The 17,341-nt window shown below is 60.6% G+C and carries 19 protein-coding genes; 14 read left to right on the top strand and 5 right to left on the bottom strand.

Annotation, left to right across the window (positions count from 1 at the left end):
- Positions 1-160 precede the first annotated feature (160 nt).
- The 3 genes from AB4N80_RS09625 to AB4N80_RS09635 all read left to right on the top strand — a co-directional run bounded on the left by AB4N80_RS09625 (position 161) and on the right by AB4N80_RS09635 (position 1,944).
- Positions 161-502: a PA4575 family protein gene (locus tag AB4N80_RS09625; RefSeq protein WP_013694243.1), complete on the top strand. Its 342-nt coding sequence runs from the start codon at positions 161-163 to the stop codon at positions 500-502.
- A gap of 132 nt (positions 503-634) precedes the next feature.
- Positions 635-1,123, top strand: a complete 489-nt coding sequence (locus AB4N80_RS09630; protein ID WP_047230159.1) for a TIGR00645 family protein — start codon at positions 635-637, stop codon at positions 1,121-1,123.
- A gap of 203 nt (positions 1,124-1,326) precedes the next feature.
- On the top strand, positions 1,327-1,944 hold the full coding sequence (locus tag AB4N80_RS09635) for an FKBP-type peptidyl-prolyl cis-trans isomerase (RefSeq protein WP_122564948.1): 618 nt from the start codon (positions 1,327-1,329) through the stop codon (positions 1,942-1,944).
- Positions 1,945-2,082: 138 nt separating this feature from the next.
- Here the strand turns inward: AB4N80_RS09635 and AB4N80_RS09640 are convergent, their stop codons facing one another.
- The 3 genes from AB4N80_RS09640 to AB4N80_RS09650 form a co-directional block, all read right to left on the bottom strand.
- Positions 2,083-2,340: a PA4570 family protein gene (locus AB4N80_RS09640; RefSeq protein ID WP_003205743.1), complete on the bottom strand. Its 258-nt coding sequence runs from the start codon at positions 2,338-2,340 to the stop codon at positions 2,083-2,085.
- Positions 2,341-2,546: 206 nt separating this feature from the next.
- Positions 2,547-2,888, bottom strand: coding sequence for a zinc ribbon domain-containing protein YjdM (locus AB4N80_RS09645; protein ID WP_122564946.1), 342 nt, complete (start codon positions 2,886-2,888; stop codon positions 2,547-2,549).
- A gap of 144 nt (positions 2,889-3,032) precedes the next feature.
- A complete protein-coding gene (locus tag AB4N80_RS09650; RefSeq protein WP_122564945.1) occupies positions 3,033-4,001 on the bottom strand; it encodes a polyprenyl synthetase family protein in 969 nt (322 codons plus the stop codon).
- 239 nt (positions 4,002-4,240) lie between these two features.
- On the opposite strand from AB4N80_RS09650, the gene rplU reads away from it, so the two are divergent.
- The 5 genes from rplU (at position 4,241) to AB4N80_RS09675 (ending at position 8,171) form a co-directional block, all read left to right on the top strand.
- Positions 4,241-4,555 carry a 50S ribosomal protein L21 gene (rplU, locus tag AB4N80_RS09655; protein ID WP_003176051.1) on the top strand — a complete coding sequence of 105 codons (315 nt, stop codon included), beginning with the start codon at positions 4,241-4,243 and terminating at the stop codon, positions 4,553-4,555.
- Positions 4,556-4,590: 35 nt separating this feature from the next.
- The gene (rpmA, locus tag AB4N80_RS09660; protein WP_003176049.1) at positions 4,591-4,848 is read left to right on the top strand and encodes a 50S ribosomal protein L27; all 258 of its coding nucleotides are present in this window, start codon (positions 4,591-4,593) and stop codon (positions 4,846-4,848) included.
- A 190-nt stretch (positions 4,849-5,038) separates the two neighbouring features.
- Positions 5,039-6,262 (top strand): Obg family GTPase CgtA, encoded by a 1,224-nt coding sequence (gene cgtA / locus AB4N80_RS09665; protein ID WP_122564944.1) that lies wholly within the window; start codon positions 5,039-5,041, stop codon positions 6,260-6,262.
- A 325-nt stretch (positions 6,263-6,587) separates the two neighbouring features.
- Positions 6,588-7,706, top strand: coding sequence for a glutamate 5-kinase (gene proB, locus AB4N80_RS09670; RefSeq protein WP_122564943.1), 1,119 nt, complete (start codon positions 6,588-6,590; stop codon positions 7,704-7,706).
- Positions 7,707-7,715: 9 nt separating this feature from the next.
- The gene (locus tag AB4N80_RS09675) at positions 7,716-8,171 is read left to right on the top strand and encodes a CreA family protein (RefSeq protein ID WP_122564942.1); all 456 of its coding nucleotides are present in this window, start codon (positions 7,716-7,718) and stop codon (positions 8,169-8,171) included.
- Between the two features lie 578 nt (positions 8,172-8,749).
- Here AB4N80_RS09675 and rpsT read toward each other — a convergent pair.
- The gene (gene rpsT, locus AB4N80_RS09680) at positions 8,750-9,028 is read right to left on the bottom strand and encodes a 30S ribosomal protein S20 (RefSeq protein ID WP_003185593.1); all 279 of its coding nucleotides are present in this window, start codon (positions 9,026-9,028) and stop codon (positions 8,750-8,752) included.
- A 254-nt stretch (positions 9,029-9,282) separates the two neighbouring features.
- Here rpsT and murJ point away from each other — a divergent pair, with 254 nt between their 5' ends.
- The 6 genes from murJ (at position 9,283) to ispH (ending at position 16,791) form a co-directional block, all read left to right on the top strand.
- Positions 9,283-10,821 carry a murein biosynthesis integral membrane protein MurJ gene (gene murJ, locus AB4N80_RS09685; RefSeq protein ID WP_122564940.1) on the top strand — a complete coding sequence of 513 codons (1,539 nt, stop codon included), beginning with the start codon at positions 9,283-9,285 and terminating at the stop codon, positions 10,819-10,821.
- A gap of 129 nt (positions 10,822-10,950) precedes the next feature.
- Entirely contained in the window at positions 10,951-11,889 is a 939-nt protein-coding gene (gene ribF / locus AB4N80_RS09690; protein ID WP_460081746.1) for a bifunctional riboflavin kinase/FAD synthetase, read from the top strand.
- Positions 11,890-11,902: 13 nt separating this feature from the next.
- Positions 11,903-14,734 (top strand): isoleucine--tRNA ligase, encoded by a 2,832-nt coding sequence (ileS, locus tag AB4N80_RS09695; protein WP_122564939.1) that lies wholly within the window; start codon positions 11,903-11,905, stop codon positions 14,732-14,734.
- Positions 14,727-15,239, top strand: coding sequence for a signal peptidase II (gene lspA, locus AB4N80_RS09700; RefSeq protein ID WP_092257339.1), 513 nt, complete (start codon positions 14,727-14,729; stop codon positions 15,237-15,239). The genes ileS and lspA overlap by 8 nt, the downstream gene beginning before the upstream one ends.
- Positions 15,232-15,669 carry an FKBP-type peptidyl-prolyl cis-trans isomerase gene (gene fkpB / locus AB4N80_RS09705; RefSeq protein WP_030140281.1) on the top strand — a complete coding sequence of 146 codons (438 nt, stop codon included), beginning with the start codon at positions 15,232-15,234 and terminating at the stop codon, positions 15,667-15,669. Before lspA ends, fkpB begins: the two co-directional genes overlap by 8 nt.
- A gap of 174 nt (positions 15,670-15,843) precedes the next feature.
- On the top strand, positions 15,844-16,791 hold the full coding sequence (ispH, locus tag AB4N80_RS09710) for a 4-hydroxy-3-methylbut-2-enyl diphosphate reductase (RefSeq protein WP_122564938.1): 948 nt from the start codon (positions 15,844-15,846) through the stop codon (positions 16,789-16,791).
- Here the strand turns inward: ispH and AB4N80_RS09715 are convergent.
- Entirely contained in the window at positions 16,745-17,284 is a 540-nt protein-coding gene (locus tag AB4N80_RS09715) for a GspH/FimT family pseudopilin (RefSeq protein WP_460081753.1), read from the bottom strand. The two genes, ispH and AB4N80_RS09715, sit on opposite strands and share 47 nt — an antisense overlap.
- Between the last annotated feature and the right edge of the window lie 57 nt (positions 17,285-17,341).

The raw sequence follows: 17,341 nt of genomic DNA on the forward strand, positions 1-17,341 counted from the left end.
GTCAATATTCACACTATGACCGCTCGGCGTATTCTGGTCTCGGAAACCCGTGGGGCCGGAACTTTTCTTCTATCCTCAGCTCAAGGATAACGAGAGTCATCATTGGATCGAAACAGCCTCCTCCCGAGGCTGAATACCGGATCTACCGAGGGGCGCCGCCATGTCGCGCAACCTTTGCCTCACTCGTCAATGCCTGGGCCTTGTCACCCGTATCGAATGCGCCATCCGCCCCCTGGCGGGAGATACCGGTATGTGGACCTTGCTCTTCGCCGCCGGAATGGCTGGCGAACAACCCTCCGCCATCAAGGCGCAAGGGCCATTTCCCGGCCCGACTGCCGCCGAATCCATCCTCGATACCATTGTGCAAAGCCTGACCCTGCACGGCTATGAGCTGGCCGACGACCCGCAGATCTGGTCCTTGCACATGCAGGCCCAACTGCGTGAAATCAATGGAGGCCGTTGTCGCAATGTCGGCGGCTTCGAGTTTCGTCCGCTGCATTGAAAGCCATCACCGTATGGATACTTGCGGAAAAATTTTGACACATGAGCGGGGGCCAGGGATGGCCCCGGCATTTGTGGGGCAGGTCGTGGCTGATATACTCGCCGCGATTTTTCAGCCCAGGTGTGAGATTCAATGGAACGCTTTATCGAAAACGCAATGTACGCCTCCCGTTGGCTGCTGGCGCCGATCTACTTCGGGCTGTCCTTGGGCCTGCTGGCCTTGGCACTGAAATTCTTCCAGGAAGTCTTTCACATCATCCCCAATGTGTTTGCCATGGCCGAGTCCGAGCTGATCCTGGTACTGCTGTCGCTGATCGACATGGCGCTGGTGGGCGGCTTGCTGGTGATGGTGATGATTTCCGGCTACGAGAACTTCGTTTCGCAACTGGACATCGACTCCGACAAGGAAAAGCTCAACTGGCTGGGCACCATGGACTCTTCATCGCTGAAGATGAAAGTCGCCGCCTCGATCGTGGCCATTTCCTCCATCCACCTGCTGCGCATCTTCATGGACGCCAAGAACGTCGATCCCGAGCACCTGATGTGGTACGTGATCATCCACATGACCTTCGTGGTCTCGGCCTTTGCCATGGGTTACCTGGACAAGCTGACCAAGCACTGAGGCCCGTTCATCGCACTGGCGCAACGCCCGCCTGGCGAACTGCAGGCGGGCGTTGTCGTTTCTGGCGGGTTGCTTTGACGTGAGGGCTCGTCACCCGCCGTGGCATCTGTGCTAGTCTGCTCGCCCTTTTGGTTCCGGGCGCTCCGGGAGGCGCTGTGTCACGCACGGCAACTCTCGAGCCGTCCGCACAGCGGAGCAGCATCATGTCCGAAGTTAACCTGTCCACCGACGAAACCCGCGTCAGCTACGGCATTGGCCGTCAGTTGGGCGACCAACTGCGCGACAACCCACCACCGGGTGTCAGCCTGGACGCGATCCTGGCCGGCCTGACCGACGCGTTCGCCGGCAAGCCAAGCCGCGTGGGCCAGGACGAGATGTCCGCCAGCTTCAAGGTCATTCGTGAAATCATGCAAGCGGAAGCCGCCGCCAAGGCTGAAGCCGCTGCTGGCGAAGGCCGTGCGTTCCTGGCGGAAAACGCCAAGCGTGACGGCATCACCACCCTGGCTTCCGGCCTGCAATTCGAAGTGCTGACCCAGGGTGAAGGCGCCAAGCCGACCCGTGAAGACCAGGTACGTACCCACTACCACGGCACCCTGATCGACGGCACTGTGTTCGACAGCTCCTACGATCGCGGCCAGCCAGCTGAATTCCCGGTAGGCGGCGTGATCCCAGGCTGGACCGAAGCACTGCAACTGATGAATGCCGGCAGCAAATGGCGCCTCTACGTGCCGAGCGAACTGGCTTACGGCGCTCAAGGCGTTGGCAGCATTCCACCGCACAGCGTGCTGGTGTTTGACGTCGAGCTGTTGGACGTACTGTAAGACCCTGTCCTGTCCGGTTTTACCACCGGACAAAAACTGTGGGAGCGAGCTTGCTCGCGATGGCGGTGTGTCAGTAACGAAAATGTCGACTGATTGACCGCCATCGCGAGCGAGCTCGCTCCCACAGGTTATTTGTGCTCATCCGTGAAACCTGCCGCTGAAATCCCCCGTAGGGCGCAACGCCCGGGCATAGCAAAACAGGAACAGATTGCGCACCAGTTCCTTGAGCACCAGCGGCTCACTGGAATTGAGGCTGTTGAGGTCCAGGTCTCCTTGGTCCTGCAGCTCGTTCAAGGCTTCTTCTTCAAGCACTGCACAGACTTCCCCGGTTTCCCGATGCAGGATCCTGAGGTAGGGATGTGGGCGGTCCAACCAGGCATCGATCAAATAAGTCATGGTTCTCATCTCCTTGATGGGGTTCGATGAGAATAATTCTTATTCGCTAAATAGCAAGTCTCTATTGGCGTTGCGATTGTTTTTCTGACGATGGGTTGTGGTAGCTCAGGATGGCTGAGACTTGATTGGCGCCCGGGAAGTGGGGCTGAAGCGGGGAGGGTAAAGCTCCATCCCACGCGGGAGGCATGGGATGGAATACAGCAGAATCAGACTTTTCTGACGAACTCGGATTTGAGTTTCATCGGGCCGATGCCGTCGATCTTGCAGTCGATGTCGTGGTCGCCATCGCACAGGCGGATGTTCTTGACCTTGGTGCCGACCTTGACCACCAGCGACGTGCCCTTGACCTTGAGGTCCTTGATCACGGTGATGGTGTCGCCGTCCTGCAGGACGTTGCCGACCGAATCTTTCTTCACGGTGTCATCGGACGCCACTTCAACTTCGCCGCTGGCGGACCATTCGTGGGCACACTCCGGGCAGACCAGTTGGGTGCCGTCTTCGTAAGTGTATTCGGAATTGCATTTTGGGCAGGGAGGCAACGTGCTCACTAAGGTTCCTTGGGTATCAGGAGGGCAAAAGGGCGCACATTATATAGGGTTTTGTTGCGAAAGAGGGACGGTACTGCGTTCGGAGATCCTATGGCGAGGGGATTTGTGGGAGCAAGCCTTGCTCCCACAAAAAGCCCTTGTGGATCAGTGAGTACGGGCCACCGCAAACTCGCTCAACTCCACCAGCGCATCGCGGTACTCGCTGGCCGGCAGGGCATCGAGGCATTTGATCGCGCGGGCGACGTAGTCGCGGGCCAGGTTCGCGGTGTACTCCAGCGAGCCGGAGGCTTCGACCGCGACACGGATGCTTTCCAGGTCTTCGATCCCGCCTTTCTGGATCGCCTGGCGCACCAGTGCTGCCTGTTCCGGCGTGCCTTCGCGCATGGTGTAGATCAGCGGCAGGGTCGGCTTGCCTTCGGCCAGGTCGTCACCGACGTTCTTGCCCAGGGTCTCGGCGTCGCCCTTGTAGTCGAGCAGGTCGTCCACCAACTGGAAGGCCACGCCCAGGTGGTCGCCGAAGGTGCGCAGCGCTTCGCTCTGCTCGGCGCTGGCGCCGGCCAGGGCTGCGGCGCTGTGGGTCGAGGCTTCGAAGAGCATCGCGGTCTTGCCGCGGATGACTTCCATGTAGGTTTCTTCGGTGGTGCTGGCATCGCGCACCTTGGACAACTGCAGCACTTCGCCTTCGGCGATGATGCGCGTGGCCTGGGACAGGATCTTCATCACCGGCATCGAGCCCAGCTCGACCATCATTTCGAACGAGCGCGAATACAGGAAGTCACCCACCAGTACGCTGGGGGCATTGCCCCACATGGCATTGGCGGTCGAGCGGCCACGGCGCATGCCGGACATGTCGACCACGTCGTCGTGCAGCAGGGTCGCGGTGTGCAGGAATTCGATGGTGGCGGCCAGCAGGCGCATGTCGTCGCCTTCACGACCCAGGGCCTTGCCACACAACAGCACCAATAAAGGACGCAGGCGTTTACCACCGGCCGACGTGATGTAGTCGCCGATTTTCGATACCAGTGGCACTCGGGAAGTCAGCTGCTTCTTGATGATGCCGTCGACGGCGCTAAAATCGTCCGCCACCGCGCGGTAGAAAGCTTGGGGTTGCATCAGCGACAGGTGCTCCAGAAGGGTTGCGCGGCATGCTAGGACCCCCACCCAGGCCTGTCAAGGCGCGATGGACGGCTACTTGCAAGGCTGTTGCGGCTTGCGTACAATCGCGCACCCTGAACTTCCTGGGCAGCACCTGCCTTACGCAATTGCATCCGGGCCTTCCAGCCCATGCAGCCATGCCAGCCAATACCTCTTCTTATAAAGCGCTGGGTGAGCAGGATTATCGGAGAAATACCATGTCGTACGCAGTAATTGTTACTGGTGGCAAGCAATACAAGGTCGCCCCAGGTGAATACCTGAAGATCGAAAAACTGGAAATCGCTACCGGCGAATCCGTGACTTTTGATCGCGTTCTGTTGGTCGCCAATGGCGATGACGTGAATATCGGCGCTCCAGTCGTTGCTGGCGCTACCGTTGTGGCTGAAGTGATCTCCCAAGGTCGTCACGATAAAGTCCGCATCATCAAGTTCCGTCGTCGTAAGCACCACATGAAGCGTATGGGCCACCGCCAGTGGTACACCGAGATCAAAATCACCGGTATTCAGGCTTAATTTCAGCCTAATTCCTCACTAGGAGAATTGAACTCATGGCACACAAAAAAGCTGGTGGTAGTACCCGTAACGGTCGCGACTCAGAAGCCAAACGCCTTGGCGTGAAGATGTATGGCGGCCAGAAAATCATTCCGGGCAACATCATCGTGCGTCAGCGCGGCACCCAATTCCACGCCGGTTACGGTGTTGGCATGGGTAAGGATCACACCCTCTTCGCGAAAATCGAAGGCGTGATCAAGTTTGAAGTAAAGGGCGCGTTCAACCGCCGTTACGTGAGCGTTGTCGCAGCTTAATTGCGAGATCGCTGGAAAAGCCCTGTCTTGCGACGGGGCTTTTTCGTTTGTGGGGTGAGTCTCTTGCAAAACTGTTTGTATGGGCTGTCGGCGCTGCGGTTGGGGCGTGTCATCAGGTCGCTGCGCTCATTTTTGCAAGAGTCTTATGTCTTGTTTTTTTGGCTCGTCCGTATGGCGAGAGGCGTGTGTCATGAAGTTTGTTGATGAAGTATCGATTCGAGTGAAGGCCGGTGACGGCGGCAATGGCTGCATGAGTTTCCGTCGGGAAAAGTTCATTGAAAACGGTGGTCCGAACGGTGGTGACGGGGGCGACGGTGGCTCGATCTACATGCTCGCCGACGAAAACCTCAACACCTTGGTGGACTACCGTTACACCCGGCACTTCGATGCCGAGCGTGGCTCCAACGGTGGCAGCACCGACTGCACCGGCAAGAAGGGCGAAGACCTGATCCTGCGTGTGCCAGTCGGCACCACGGTGATCGATTCCGCCACTCAGGAAGTGATTGGCGACCTGACCAAGGCTGGCCAGCGTCTGCTGGTCGCCCATGGCGGCTGGCACGGCCTGGGCAACACCCGTTTCAAATCCAGTACCAACCGTGCGCCGCGCCAGACCACGCCAGGCAAGCCCGGCGAGCAGCGCGACCTGAAGCTGGAAATGAAAGTGCTGGCTGACGTGGGTCTGCTGGGTCTGCCGAACGCCGGTAAAAGCACCTTCATTCGCTCGGTGTCGGCGGCCAAGCCGAAAGTGGCTGATTACCCGTTTACCACCCTGGTGCCGAATCTGGGCGTGGTCAGCGTCGACCGCTGGAAGAGTTTCGTGATCGCCGACATTCCAGGGTTGATCGAAGGCGCTTCCGAGGGCGCGGGCCTGGGGATTCGTTTCCTCAAGCATTTGTCTCGCACCCGTCTGTTGCTGCACCTCGTCGACATGGCGCCGCTGGATGAAACCGATGCCGCTGATGCCGCCGAAGTCATTGTCAATGAGCTGACCAAGTTCAGCCCGGCCCTGGCCGAGCGTGATCGCTGGCTGGTGCTGAACAAGTGCGACCAGATCCTCGAAGAAGAGCATGAGGAGCGGGTCAAGGAAATCGTCGACCGCCTGGAGTGGGAGGGTCCGGTCTATGTGATCTCGGCCATCGCCAAGGAAAACACCGAGCGCCTGTGCCACGACATCATGCGTTACCTGGAAGATCGCGCTGATCGCCTGGCCAACGATCCGGCCTACAAGGAAGAACTGGCCGAGCTTGACCAGCGCATCGAAGACGAGGCCCGTGCCCAGTTGCAGGCGCTGGACGATCAGCGTGCCCTGCGTCGCAGTGGCGTGAAGTCGGTCCATGACATCGGTGACGACGATTGGGATGAGGAAGATGTGGATGACGAAGACGGTCCGGAAATCATCTACGTTCGCGACTGATCGTGTGCTGATGCCGCTCAGCTGAAGCCGGGACCTATGTGAGCGAATCCGTGGGAGCAAAGCTTGCTCGCGATAGCGGTTTGCAGCCAGCAAAGGTGCTGGATGTGACGAGGCCATCGCGAGCAAGCTTTGCTCCCACAGGCTCACTCCCTCAAGGATTCTTGGGGACGGGTTTAACTGGTCCTGCGCAGTGTTATCATCGCCGGCAAGCCGGTTTCCAAGGCGCCGCTCATTCGAGCGGCGTTTTGGTATCTGTAAAACGCAAATACGAATAATCCCATGGGCGGCGCTGGGTCGCGTCGTCCGCTGGCAAAGGTTGAAGATGATGCGGAGCAAGGTGACGGGTGCGCAGCGCTGGGTCGTGAAGATCGGTAGCGCACTGCTGACAGCGGATGGCAAGGGCCTGGATCGCCAGGCAATGGCGGTGTGGGTCGAGCAGATGGTGGCCTTGCATGAGGCTGGCGTCGAGCTGGTATTGGTCTCTTCCGGCGCTGTGGCTGCCGGTATGAGCCGCCTGGGCTGGACGTCGCGACCCAGCGCGATGCACGAGTTGCAGGCCGCTGCCGCCATCGGCCAGATGGGCCTGGTGCAGGCTTGGGAATCAAGCTTTGCCGAGCACGGTCGCCATACGGCGCAGATCCTGCTGACCCACGACGACCTGTCCGACCGCAAGCGTTACCTCAATGCCCGCAGTACCTTGCGCGCGTTGGTCGAGCTGAAAGTCATCCCGGTGATCAACGAGAACGATACGGTGGTCACCGACGAGATCCGTTTCGGCGACAACGACACCCTGGCCGCGCTGGTGGCGAACCTGGTGGAGGCGGACCTGCTGGTGATCCTCACGGATCGCGACGGCATGTTCAACGCCGATCCGCGCAATAACCCCGATGCGAAGCTGATCTATGAAGCCCGTGCCGACGATCCGGCGCTGGATGCGGTGGCGGGCGGCACGGGCGGTGCGCTGGGCCGTGGCGGCATGCAGACCAAATTGCGTGCCGCCCGTTTGGCGGCGCGCTCCGGAGCTCACACCATCATTGTCGGCGGTCGGCTGGAGCGGGTGTTGGATCGTCTGAAGTCGGGCGAACGCATTGGCACTTTGCTCTCCCCGGAACGCGGCATGCTGGCGGCGCGCAAGCAGTGGCTGGCCGGGCACCTGCAAACCCGTGGCACTCTGGTGCTGGACGCTGGCGCCGTGTCGGCCTTGTCCCAAGGCAACAAGAGCCTGCTGCCGGTGGGCGTGAAGCTGGTCCAGGGCAGTTTCCGTCGGGGCGAAATGGTGGTGTGCGTGGCGCCGGACGGTCGCGAGATCGCCCGTGGCCTGGCCAACTACAGCGCGCTGGAAGCGCAGAAAATCATTGGTCAGTCGTCTGATGCGATTGTTGGTCTGTTGGGTTACATGGCGGAGCCCGAACTGGTCCATCGTGACAACCTTATCCTCGTCTAAGGAAAAATCATGGGTTTGGCAAAAGGATTGATCGGCTTGCTGCTGGCAGTGCCGCTGTTGGCTTCGGCCGAGGAAATTGGCCAGGTGTCGACCGTGTTCAAGTTCGTCGGGCCCAATGACCGGATTGTGGTCGAGGCGTTCGACGATCCCAAGGTGGAGGGCGTGACCTGTTACCTGTCGCGGGCCAAGACCGGCGGTGTAAAAGGCGGCCTGGGTCTGGCCGAGGATCGCGCCGAGGCGTCCATCGCCTGTCGCCAGGTCGGGCCCATCAGCTTCAAGGGGGAGCTCAAGGACGGCGAAGAGGTGTTCCGCGAGCGCACTTCGTTGGTGTTCAAGACCATGCAGGTGGTGCGGTTCCTCGACAAGAAACGCAATACGCTGGTGTACCTGGTCTACAGCGATCGCGTGATCGAGGGCAGTCCGCAGAATGCGGTGACGGCCATTCCGATCTTGCCTTGGCGTTAACTGTCGAATGACGGGCGGGCCGATCGGCTCGCTTTTTTAATCTCCATGGATGTTGTTATGCCAATGGTCAGATCGACAGATCCAGGTGTGGGAGCGAGCTTGCTCGCGATGACGGCAATGCAGTCGCCATCTCCATCGTCTGACCCACCGCTATCGCGAGCAAGCTCGCTCCCACAGGGGAATTAGGGTGGGTACAGAAATTTATGCCCACTGAAGATCCAGTGTGGGAGCGAGCTTGCTCGCGATGACGGCAATGCAGTCGCCATCTCCATCGTCTGACCCACCGCTATCGCGAGCAAGCTCGCTCCCACAGGGGGGGATTTATGGTGGGCACAAAATTCATGCCCGCTGAATATCCAGTGTGGGAGCGAGCTTGCTCGCGATGACGGCAATGCAGTCGCCATCTCCATCGTCTGACCCACCGCTATCGCGAGCAAGCTCGCTCCCATAGGGGGGGATTTATGGTGGGCACAAAATTCATGCCCGCTGAATATCCAGTGTGGAAGGGAGCTGGTTAGGGGTAAATCGCAGGCAATAAAAAACCGACCCTGAGGTCGGTTTTTTAACGAGCGCGTCGCTTAGGCAGCAGCGGCAACGTTCAGGGCCTTTACGTGGCCATTCAAACGGCTCTTATGGCGAGCAGCCTTGTTCTTGTGGATGATGCCTTTATCGGCCATACGGTCGATAACTGGCACAGCCAGAACGTAAGCAGCTTGAGCTTTTTCAGCGTCTTTTGCGTCGATGGCCTTAACTACGTTCTTGATGTAGGTACGGACCATGGAACGCAGGCTGGCGTTGTGGCTGCGACGCTTCTCAGCCTGTTTTGCACGTTTTTTGGCGGAAGGTGTGTTGGCCACCGTCGAGCTCCTCGAAAGACTTTTTGGGAAATAGCAAACAAAATAGGCCGCGAATCATGCCGATGAGTTGAAGTCTTGTCAAGGGCGGGTGACGCGTTCCGCTGAATGGCAGGTGCTGCGCACCGAAGGATTTCTTTCCGGCGTGCGACCTGTAAACTCGCGGGCTTTGGCTCTGCACTGTTTAGCGGCGCGGAGTATCGCACAAGTGGGCGCGTTGTTCGCCTGCTGTTTATCGACAGGCAAAAACTCTTTTCATGAATCTGCTCAAATCGTTGGCCGCCGTCAGCTCTATCACGATGCTTTCCCGCGTCCTGGGGTTCGTTCGCGATACGTTGATCGCACGGATATTCGGCGCGGGGATGGCCACCGACGCCTTCTTCATCGCCTTCAAGCTGCCCAACCTGTTGCGGCGGATCTTCGCCGAAGGGGCGTTCTCCCAGGCCTTCGTGCCGATCCTGGCGGAATATAAAAGCCAGAAAGGCGACGAGGCGACCCGCACCTTCATTGCCTACGTCACTGGCTTGCTGACCTTGGTGCTGGCGCTGGTCACGGCCGCCGGCATGCTTGCCGCGCCCTGGGTGATCTGGGCCACCGCGCCGGGCTTCACCGACACCCCGGAAAAATTCCAGCTCACCTCCGACCTGCTGCGAGTAACCTTTCCTTATATATTGCTGATTTCCCTGTCGTCCCTGGCCGGGGCGATCCTCAATACCTGGAACCGCTTTTCCGTGCCGGCCTTTGTGCCGACCCTGCTCAACGTCAGCATGATCGTTTTCGCCGTGTTCCTGACACCGTACTTCGACCCGCCGGTGATGGCCCTGGGCTGGGCGGTGCTGGTGGGTGGCCTGGCGCAGTTGCTCTATCAACTGCCGCACTTGAAAAAGATCGGCATGCTGGTGCTGCCACGGTTGAACCTGCGCGACAGCGGCGTGTGGCGGGTGATGAAGCAGATGCTGCCGGCGATCCTGGGGGTGTCGGTGAGCCAGATTTCCCTGATCATCAACACCATCTTTGCCTCGTTCCTGGTGGCCGGCTCGGTGTCGTGGATGTACTACGCCGACCGCCTGATGGAATTGCCGTCCGGCGTGCTGGGCGTGGCCCTGGGCACGATCCTGCTGCCAACCCTGGCCAAGACCTACGCCAGCCAGGACCGCCACGAATACTCGCGGATTCTCGATTGGGGCCTGCGCCTGTGTTTCGTGCTGGTGTTGCCGTGCGCCCTGGCGCTGGGGATTCTCGCCGAGCCGCTGACGGTCTCGCTGTTCCAGTACGGCCAATTCAATGCCTTCGATGCCTTGATGACCCAGCGGGCACTGATCGCTTATTCGGTGGGCTTGCTCGGGATCATTGTGATCAAGGTGCTGGCGCCAGGGTTCTACGCCCAACAGAACATTCGAACGCCAGTGAAGATCGCCATTTTCACCTTGGTGATGACCCAGTTGTTCAACCTGCTGCTCATCGGCCCGTTGGCCCACGCCGGCCTGGCCTTGGCGATCAGCGCCGGCGCCTGCCTCAACGCCGGGTTGCTGTTTTACCAGTTGCGCAAGCAGAAGATGTATCAACCGCAGCCGGGCTGGGGCAAGTTCGGCCTCAAGCTGCTGGTCGCTGTGGCTGTGATGTCGGCGGTGTTGCTGGGGGCGATGCATTTCATGCCGGCCTGGGGCGAAGGGCAGATGCTCGAGCGTTTCCTTCGCCTGGGCGCGCTGGTGGTGGCCGGTGTGGTGGCGTATTTCGGCATGTTGCTGCTGATGGGGTTCCGTCTGCGCGACTTCAATCGCAAGGCCTTGGGCTGAGGACGGGACCTTGATAATCCCGGGCCGGGCAGCGGTTTTGTCGGTTCGATCACTTTGGGGTGCGGTGTTGCCTGTCGTCGGCCGCCGGGTGTGGTTATAATCGGCCACTTTATGAGCAAGAAGCGCGTTATGCAGCTGGTTCGAGGCCTCCACAACCTGCGCCCCCAGCATCGGGGCTGTGTCGCCACTATTGGCAACTTTGACGGTGTTCACCGTGGCCACCAGGCTATCCTGGCGCGACTGCGCGAGCGTGCGCTGGAGTTGGGCGTGCCCAGCTGCGTGGTGATTTTCGAGCCGCAGCCGCGGGAATTTTTCGCCCCGGACACCGCTCCGGCCCGTCTGGCCCGCTTGCGGGACAAGCTGCAATTGCTGGCCGCCGAAGGCGTCGACCGGGTCCTGTGCCTGGCCTTCAACCAGCGCCTGAGCAAGCTCAGCGCCGCCGAGTTCGTCGATACCATCCTGGTGGACGGTCTCGATGTGAAGCATCTGGAAGTCGGCGATGATTTCCGTTTCGGTTGCGACCGGTCCGGGGATTTCGATTACCTGCAACAGGCCGGTATCGCCCAAGGGTTCACCGTCGAAGCGGCGCAGACCGTCGAGATGGACGGCTTGCGCGTCAGCAGCACCCAGGTCCGCAATGCCCTGGCGGCGGCCGACTTCGAATTGGCCGAGCGCTTGCTCGGCCGGCCGTACCGGATTGCCGGGCGGATCCTGCACGGGCAGAAACTGGCGCGCCAATTGGGCACGCCGACGGCCAACGTGCAGCTCAAGCGTCGTCGTGTGCCGCTGACCGGGGTGTTCCTGGTGAGTGTCGAGATCGACTGCAAGACCTGGCCCGGTGTCGCCAACATCGGCGTGCGACCCACGGTCCAGGGCGATGGCAAGGCCCACCTTGAAGTACATGTTCTGGATTTTGCCGGCGATCTGTATGACCGGCGTTTGACGGTGGTTTTCCACCATAAGCTGCGTGAAGAGCAGCGTTTTGCCTCTCTGGAGGCGCTCAAGACGGCGATCCATGCAGATATCGCCGCCGCCCGTGCCCTTGTCGCAACCAGCGCCAATCGCTAATGAAGAGCCTTAAATGACCGACTATAAAGCCACGCTAAACCTTCCGGACACCGCCTTCCCAATGAAGGCCGGCCTGCCTCAGCGCGAACCACAGATTCTGCAGCGTTGGGACAGCATTGGCCTGTACGGAAAGTTGCGCGAAATTGGCAAGGATCGTCCGAAGTTCGTCCTGCACGACGGCCCTCCGTACGCCAACGGCACCATCCACATCGGTCACGCGCTGAACAAGATTCTCAAGGACATGATCATCCGCTCCAAGACCCTGTCGGGTTTTGATGCGCCGTATGTCCCGGGCTGGGACTGCCATGGCCTGCCGATCGAGCACAAAGTCGAAGTGACCCACGGCAAGAACCTGGGCGCGGACAAGACCCGCGAGCTGTGCCGTGCCTACGCCACCGAGCAGATTGAAGGGCAGAAGTCCGAGTTCATCCGCCTCGGCGTGTTGGGCGACTTCGCCAATCCGTACAAGACCATGGACTTCAAGAACGAAGCCGGCGAAATCCGTGCCCTGGCGAAAATCGTCGAGGGCGGCTTCGTGTTCAAGGGCCTCAAGCCGGTCAACTGGTGCTTCGATTGCGGTTCGGCCCTGGCCGAGGCGGAAGTCGAGTACGAGAACAAGAAGTCCTCGACCATCGACGTCGCGTTCCCGATCGCCGATGAAGACAAGCTCGCCGCCGCTTTCGGCCTGGGCAAGCTGGCCAAGCCGGCGTCGATCGTGATCTGGACCACCACCCCGTGGACCATCCCGGCCAACCAGGCGCTGAACGTCCACCCGGAATTCAACTACGCCCTGGTCGACGTCGGCGACAAGCTGCTGGTGCTGGCCGAAGAGCTGGTCGAAGCCTGCCTGGCCCGCTACAACCTCGAAGGTTCGGTGATCGCCACCGCCCCAGGTTCGGCGCTGGAGCTGATCAATTTCCGTCATCCGTTCTACGACCGCCTGTCGCCGGTGTACCTGGCCGACTACGTGGAACTGGGCGCAGGCACGGGCGTGGTTCACTCCGCGCCGGCCTATGGCGTCGACGACTTCGTGACCTGCAAGAAATACGGCATGGTCAACGACGACATCCTCAACCCGGTGCAGAGCAATGGCGTGTACGTACCGTCGCTGGAGTTCTTTGGCGGCCAGTTCATCTGGAAAGCCAACCCGGCCATCGTCGACAAGCTGACCGAAGTCGGCGCGTTGCTGCACACCACCGTCATCGAACACAGCTACATGCACTGCTGGCGCCACAAGACCCCGCTGATCTACCGCGCCACCGCGCAGTGGTTCATCGGCATGGACAAGCAGCCCACCAGCGGCGACACCCTGCGCCAGCGTTCGCTCAAGGCCATCGAAGAAACCCAGTTCGTGCCAGCCTGGGGTCAGGCGCGCCTGCACTCGATGATCGCCAACCGTCCGGACTGGTGCATCTCCCGCCAGCGCAACTGGGGCGTGCCGATCCCGTTCTTCCTGAACAAGGAAAGCGGCGAGTTGCACCCGCGCACGGTTGAACTGATGGAAGTCGTGGCCAAGCGCGTCGAAGCCGAAGGCATCGAAGCCTGGTTCAAGCTCGATGCCGCTGAGCTGTTGGGCGATGAAGCGCCGCTGTACGACAAGATCAGCGACACCCTGGACGTCTGGTTCGATTCCGGCACCACCCATTGGCACGTACTGCGTGGCTCGCACCCGATGGGCCACGAGACCGGCCCGCGCGCCGACCTGTACCTGGAAGGTTCGGACCAGCACCGTGGCTGGTTCCACTCCTCGCTGCTGACCGGTTGCGCCATCGACAACCACGCGCCGTACCGTGAGCTGCTGACCCACGGCTTCACCGTCGACGAATCTGGCCGCAAGATGTCCAAGTCCCTGGGCAACGTGATCGCGCCGCAGAAGGTCAACGACACCCTGGGCGCCGACATCATGCGCCTGTGGGTGGCCTCCACCGACTACTCCGGCGAGATGGCCGTTTCCGAGCAGATCCTGCAGCGCAGCGCGGACGCCTACCGGCGGATCCGCAACACCGCGCGCTTCCTGCTTTCCAACCTGACCGGCTTCAACCCGGCCACCGACCTGCTGCCGGCTGAAGAAATGCTCGCGCTGGACCGTTGGGCCGTGGACCGTACCCTGCTGCTGCAACGCGAATTGCAGGAACACTACGGCGAATACCGCTTCTGGAACGTCTACTCCAAGATCCACAACTTCTGCGTGCAGGAGCTCGGTGGTTTCTACCTCGACATCATCAAGGACCGCCAGTACACCACTGGCGCCAACAGCAAGGCCCGTCGTTCGTGCCAGACCGCGCTGTTCCACATCAGCGAGGCGCTGGTGCGCTGGATCGCGCCTATCCTGGCGTTCACCGCCGACGAGCTGTGGCAGTACCTGCCGGGCGAGCGCAACGAATCGGTGATGCTCAACACCTGGTACGAAGGCCTGACCGAACTGCCGCAAGGCTTCGAGCTGGACCGTGCGTATTGGGATCGTGTGATGGCGGTCAAGGCTGCGGTCAACAAGGAAATGGAGATCCAGCGGGCGGCCAAGGCCGTCGGTGGCAACCTCCAGGCCGAAGTCACCCTCTACGCCGAAGACGCCCTGAGTGCCGACCTGGCCAAGCTGGGCAACGAGCTGCGCTTCGTGCTGATCACCTCCACCGCCAGCGTTGCACCTTTCGTGCAGGCGCCGGCCGATGCGGTGACCACTGAAGTCAGCGGCCTGAAGCTGAAGATCGTCAAGTCGAACCACACCAAGTGCGCCCGCTGCTGGCACTGCCGCGAAGACGTCGGCGTGAACCCGGAGCATCCGGAAATCTGTGGCCGTTGCGTCGACAACATCAGCGGCACTGGCGAGGTTCGCCACTATGCCTAACGCAGCGGGCCGTTTCGGACGGCTGGGCTGGCTCTGGTTGAGCGTGCTGGTACTGGTCATCGACCAGGCCAGCAAGTTCTACTTTGAAAGCTCTTTGACCCTGTACCAGCAGATCGTGATCATTCCTGATTACTTCAGCTGGACCCTGGCCTACAACACCGGGGCAGCGTTCAGTTTCCTGGCCGACAGTTCCGGCTGGCAGCGCTGGCTATTCGCCCTTATTGCCGTCGTGGTCAGTGCCGTGCTGGTGGTCTGGCTCAAGCGCCTTGGGCGCAATGAGACCTGGCTGGCCGTGGCGCTGGCCTTGGTGCTCGGTGGGGCCTTGGGCAATCTCTATGACCGCATCGCCCTGGGCCACGTCATTGATTTCATCCTGGTGCACTGGCAGAACCGCTGGTATTTCCCGGCGTTCAACTTTGCCGACAGCGCCATCAGCGTGGGCGCCGTGATGCTCGCCCTGGACATGTTCAAGAGCAAGAAAACCGGAGAAGCCGTCCATGACTGAGCAGCGTATCGCTCAAAACACTGAAGTGAAGCTTCACTTCGCTCTGCACCTGGAAAACGGTGACACCGTCGACAGCACCTTCGACAAGGCTCCGGCGGTGTTCAAGGTCGGTGACGGCAACCTGCTGCCAGGCTTCGAAGCGGCGATCTTCGGTTTCAAGGCTGGGGACAAGCGCACCGTGGTCGTGCCACCGGAAAACGCCTTTGGTCAGCCCAACCCGCAAAACGTGCAGACCATGCCACGCTCCCAGTTCCAGGACATGGAGCTGTCCGAGGGCCTACTGGTGATCTTCAACGACGCGGCCAATACCGAACTGCCGGGTGTGGTGAAGGCGTTCGATGATGCCCAGGTGACCGTGGACTTCAACCATCCGTTGGCGGGCAAGACCTTGAACTTCGAAGTGGAAATCCTTGAGGTCAAGGCGGTTTAACGTTTGACGGGCAGCTTCTGCTGCCACCCGATTCACTGTGGGAGCGAGCTTGCTCGCGATTGCGGTAGATTATTCAACAGTGATGTTGACTGACACACCGCTATCGCGAGCAAGCTCGCTCCCACACTGAATTACATTGATTCAATTTCTTGCGCGCAAGACACGAGGCACAGCATGCAAATCAAACTCGCCAACCCCCGTGGCTTCTGCGCTGGTGTGGACCGGGCGATCGAAATCGTCAACCGCGCCCTGGAAGTCTTCGGGCCGCCGATCTACGTGCGCCACGAAGTGGTCCACAACAAATTCGTCGTCGAAGACCTGCGCAGCCGCGGGGCGATTTTCGTCGAGGAACTGGATCAGGTGCCGGATGACGTCATCGTGATCTTCAGTGCCCACGGGGTTTCCCAGGCAGTACGCAGCGAAGCCGCCGGCCGTGGCCTGAAGGTGTTCGACGCGACGTGCCCATTGGTGACCAAAGTGCACATCGAAGTGGCGCGCTACAGCCGTGACGGTCGCGAATGCATCCTGATCGGCCATGAAGGCCACCCGGAAGTCGAAGGCACCATGGGCCAATACGATGCCAGCAACGGCGGTGCGATCTACCTGGTCGAAGACGAGGAGGACGTTGCGGCCTTGCAGGTACGCAACCCCGAGAGCCTGGCTTTCGTGACCCAGACGACCCTGTCCATGGACGACACCAGCCGCGTGATCGACGCCCTGCGTGCGCGCTTTCCGGCCATCGGTGGCCCGCGCAAGGACGACATCTGCTACGCCACCCAGAACCGCCAGGATGCGGTCAAGCAACTGGCCAACGAATGCGATGTGGTGCTGGTCGTCGGCAGCCCGAACAGCTCCAACTCCAACCGCTTGCGCGAGCTGGCCGAGCGCATGTCCACCCCGGCCTACCTGATCGATGGCGCCGAGGACATGCAACGCAGCTGGTTCGAGGGCGTCGAGCGTATCGGCATCACCGCCGGTGCTTCCGCGCCGGAAGTCTTGGTGCGTGGCGTGATCCAGCAATTGCAGGCCTGGGGCGCAACCGGTGCCGATGAGTTGGCCGGTCGCGAGGAAAACATTACGTTCTCGATGCCGAAAGAGCTGCGCGTCCGCTCCTTGCTTTAAGTCCTTTTTCGCACAGGGCCTGCTCGGCTTTAACACTTTCCAGCCGGACGCGGCCGGAAGGTGCCAATATCACTTGATGATGGCTGACCGGCCCGCGTTTGGCGCAGACATGCAGCCTGCCGGCCTGGAAGGCGCCGCTGGTTTGCAGTGCTTCGCCCTGGGTGCCAAACCTCACCCGGCGTTTCACCGGCCAGTTGCCCATCACCCGAGCGTTTGCACGGCGCTCCATCAGCACGGTCTTCTCCTTGTCGTCCAGGGTGATGCGCCAGCCCCGGCCCCAATCATTGTCGATACCGCTGAGCACGACCGTCCGGTTACGCATGATGGCTTCGCTGCGCGCGCTACGCAGCCCGCTGATCAGCAACTGCGCGGTATCCTCGCGTTCGATGGACTCGATCAGCTCTTTGTAGCCCGCGCCGGCCCACGGTAGAACAATTGCGGCAATTGCCAGTCCCATGAGCAGTTCGATCAGGCTGAAGCCCTGTTGATACATGACGTCTCCTCCCTGGAGAGCGTGAAGCTACGCGACAGTGTAAGAACTCGATGTGGT

The sequence above is a fragment of the Pseudomonas sp. H3_A02 genome, assembly GCF_054671965.1.

Excerpts from the sequence above, each read along its gene's own strand:
- AB4N80_RS09630 (WP_047230159.1), top strand. The coding sequence starts at position 635 with ATGGAACGCTTTATCGAAAACGCAATGTACGCCTCCCGTTGGCTGCTG.
- rpmA (WP_003176049.1), top strand. The coding sequence starts at position 4,591 with ATGGCACACAAAAAAGCTGGTGGTAGTACCCGTAACGGTCGCGACTCA.
- AB4N80_RS09640 (WP_003205743.1), bottom strand. The coding sequence starts at position 2,340 with ATGACTTATTTGATCGATGCCTGGTTGGACCGCCCACATCCCTACCTC.
- AB4N80_RS09625 (WP_013694243.1), top strand. The coding sequence starts at position 161 with ATGTCGCGCAACCTTTGCCTCACTCGTCAATGCCTGGGCCTTGTCACC.
- AB4N80_RS09715 (WP_460081753.1), bottom strand. The coding sequence starts at position 17,284 with ATGTATCAACAGGGCTTCAGCCTGATCGAACTGCTCATGGGACTGGCA.
- AB4N80_RS09675 (WP_122564942.1), top strand. The coding sequence starts at position 7,716 with ATGGGTTTGGCAAAAGGATTGATCGGCTTGCTGCTGGCAGTGCCGCTG.
- rplU (WP_003176051.1), top strand. The coding sequence starts at position 4,241 with ATGTCGTACGCAGTAATTGTTACTGGTGGCAAGCAATACAAGGTCGCC.
- lspA (WP_092257339.1), top strand. The coding sequence starts at position 14,727 with ATGCCTAACGCAGCGGGCCGTTTCGGACGGCTGGGCTGGCTCTGGTTG.
- murJ (WP_122564940.1), top strand. The coding sequence starts at position 9,283 with ATGAATCTGCTCAAATCGTTGGCCGCCGTCAGCTCTATCACGATGCTT.
- ribF (WP_460081746.1), top strand. The coding sequence starts at position 10,951 with ATGCAGCTGGTTCGAGGCCTCCACAACCTGCGCCCCCAGCATCGGGGC.
- ispH (WP_122564938.1), top strand. The coding sequence starts at position 15,844 with ATGCAAATCAAACTCGCCAACCCCCGTGGCTTCTGCGCTGGTGTGGAC.
- cgtA (WP_122564944.1), top strand. The coding sequence starts at position 5,039 with ATGAAGTTTGTTGATGAAGTATCGATTCGAGTGAAGGCCGGTGACGGC.
- fkpB (WP_030140281.1), top strand. The coding sequence starts at position 15,232 with ATGACTGAGCAGCGTATCGCTCAAAACACTGAAGTGAAGCTTCACTTC.
- AB4N80_RS09650 (WP_122564945.1), bottom strand. The coding sequence starts at position 4,001 with ATGCAACCCCAAGCTTTCTACCGCGCGGTGGCGGACGATTTTAGCGCC.
- ileS (WP_122564939.1), top strand. The coding sequence starts at position 11,903 with ATGACCGACTATAAAGCCACGCTAAACCTTCCGGACACCGCCTTCCCA.
- proB (WP_122564943.1), top strand. The coding sequence starts at position 6,588 with ATGCGGAGCAAGGTGACGGGTGCGCAGCGCTGGGTCGTGAAGATCGGT.
- AB4N80_RS09635 (WP_122564948.1), top strand. The coding sequence starts at position 1,327 with ATGTCCGAAGTTAACCTGTCCACCGACGAAACCCGCGTCAGCTACGGC.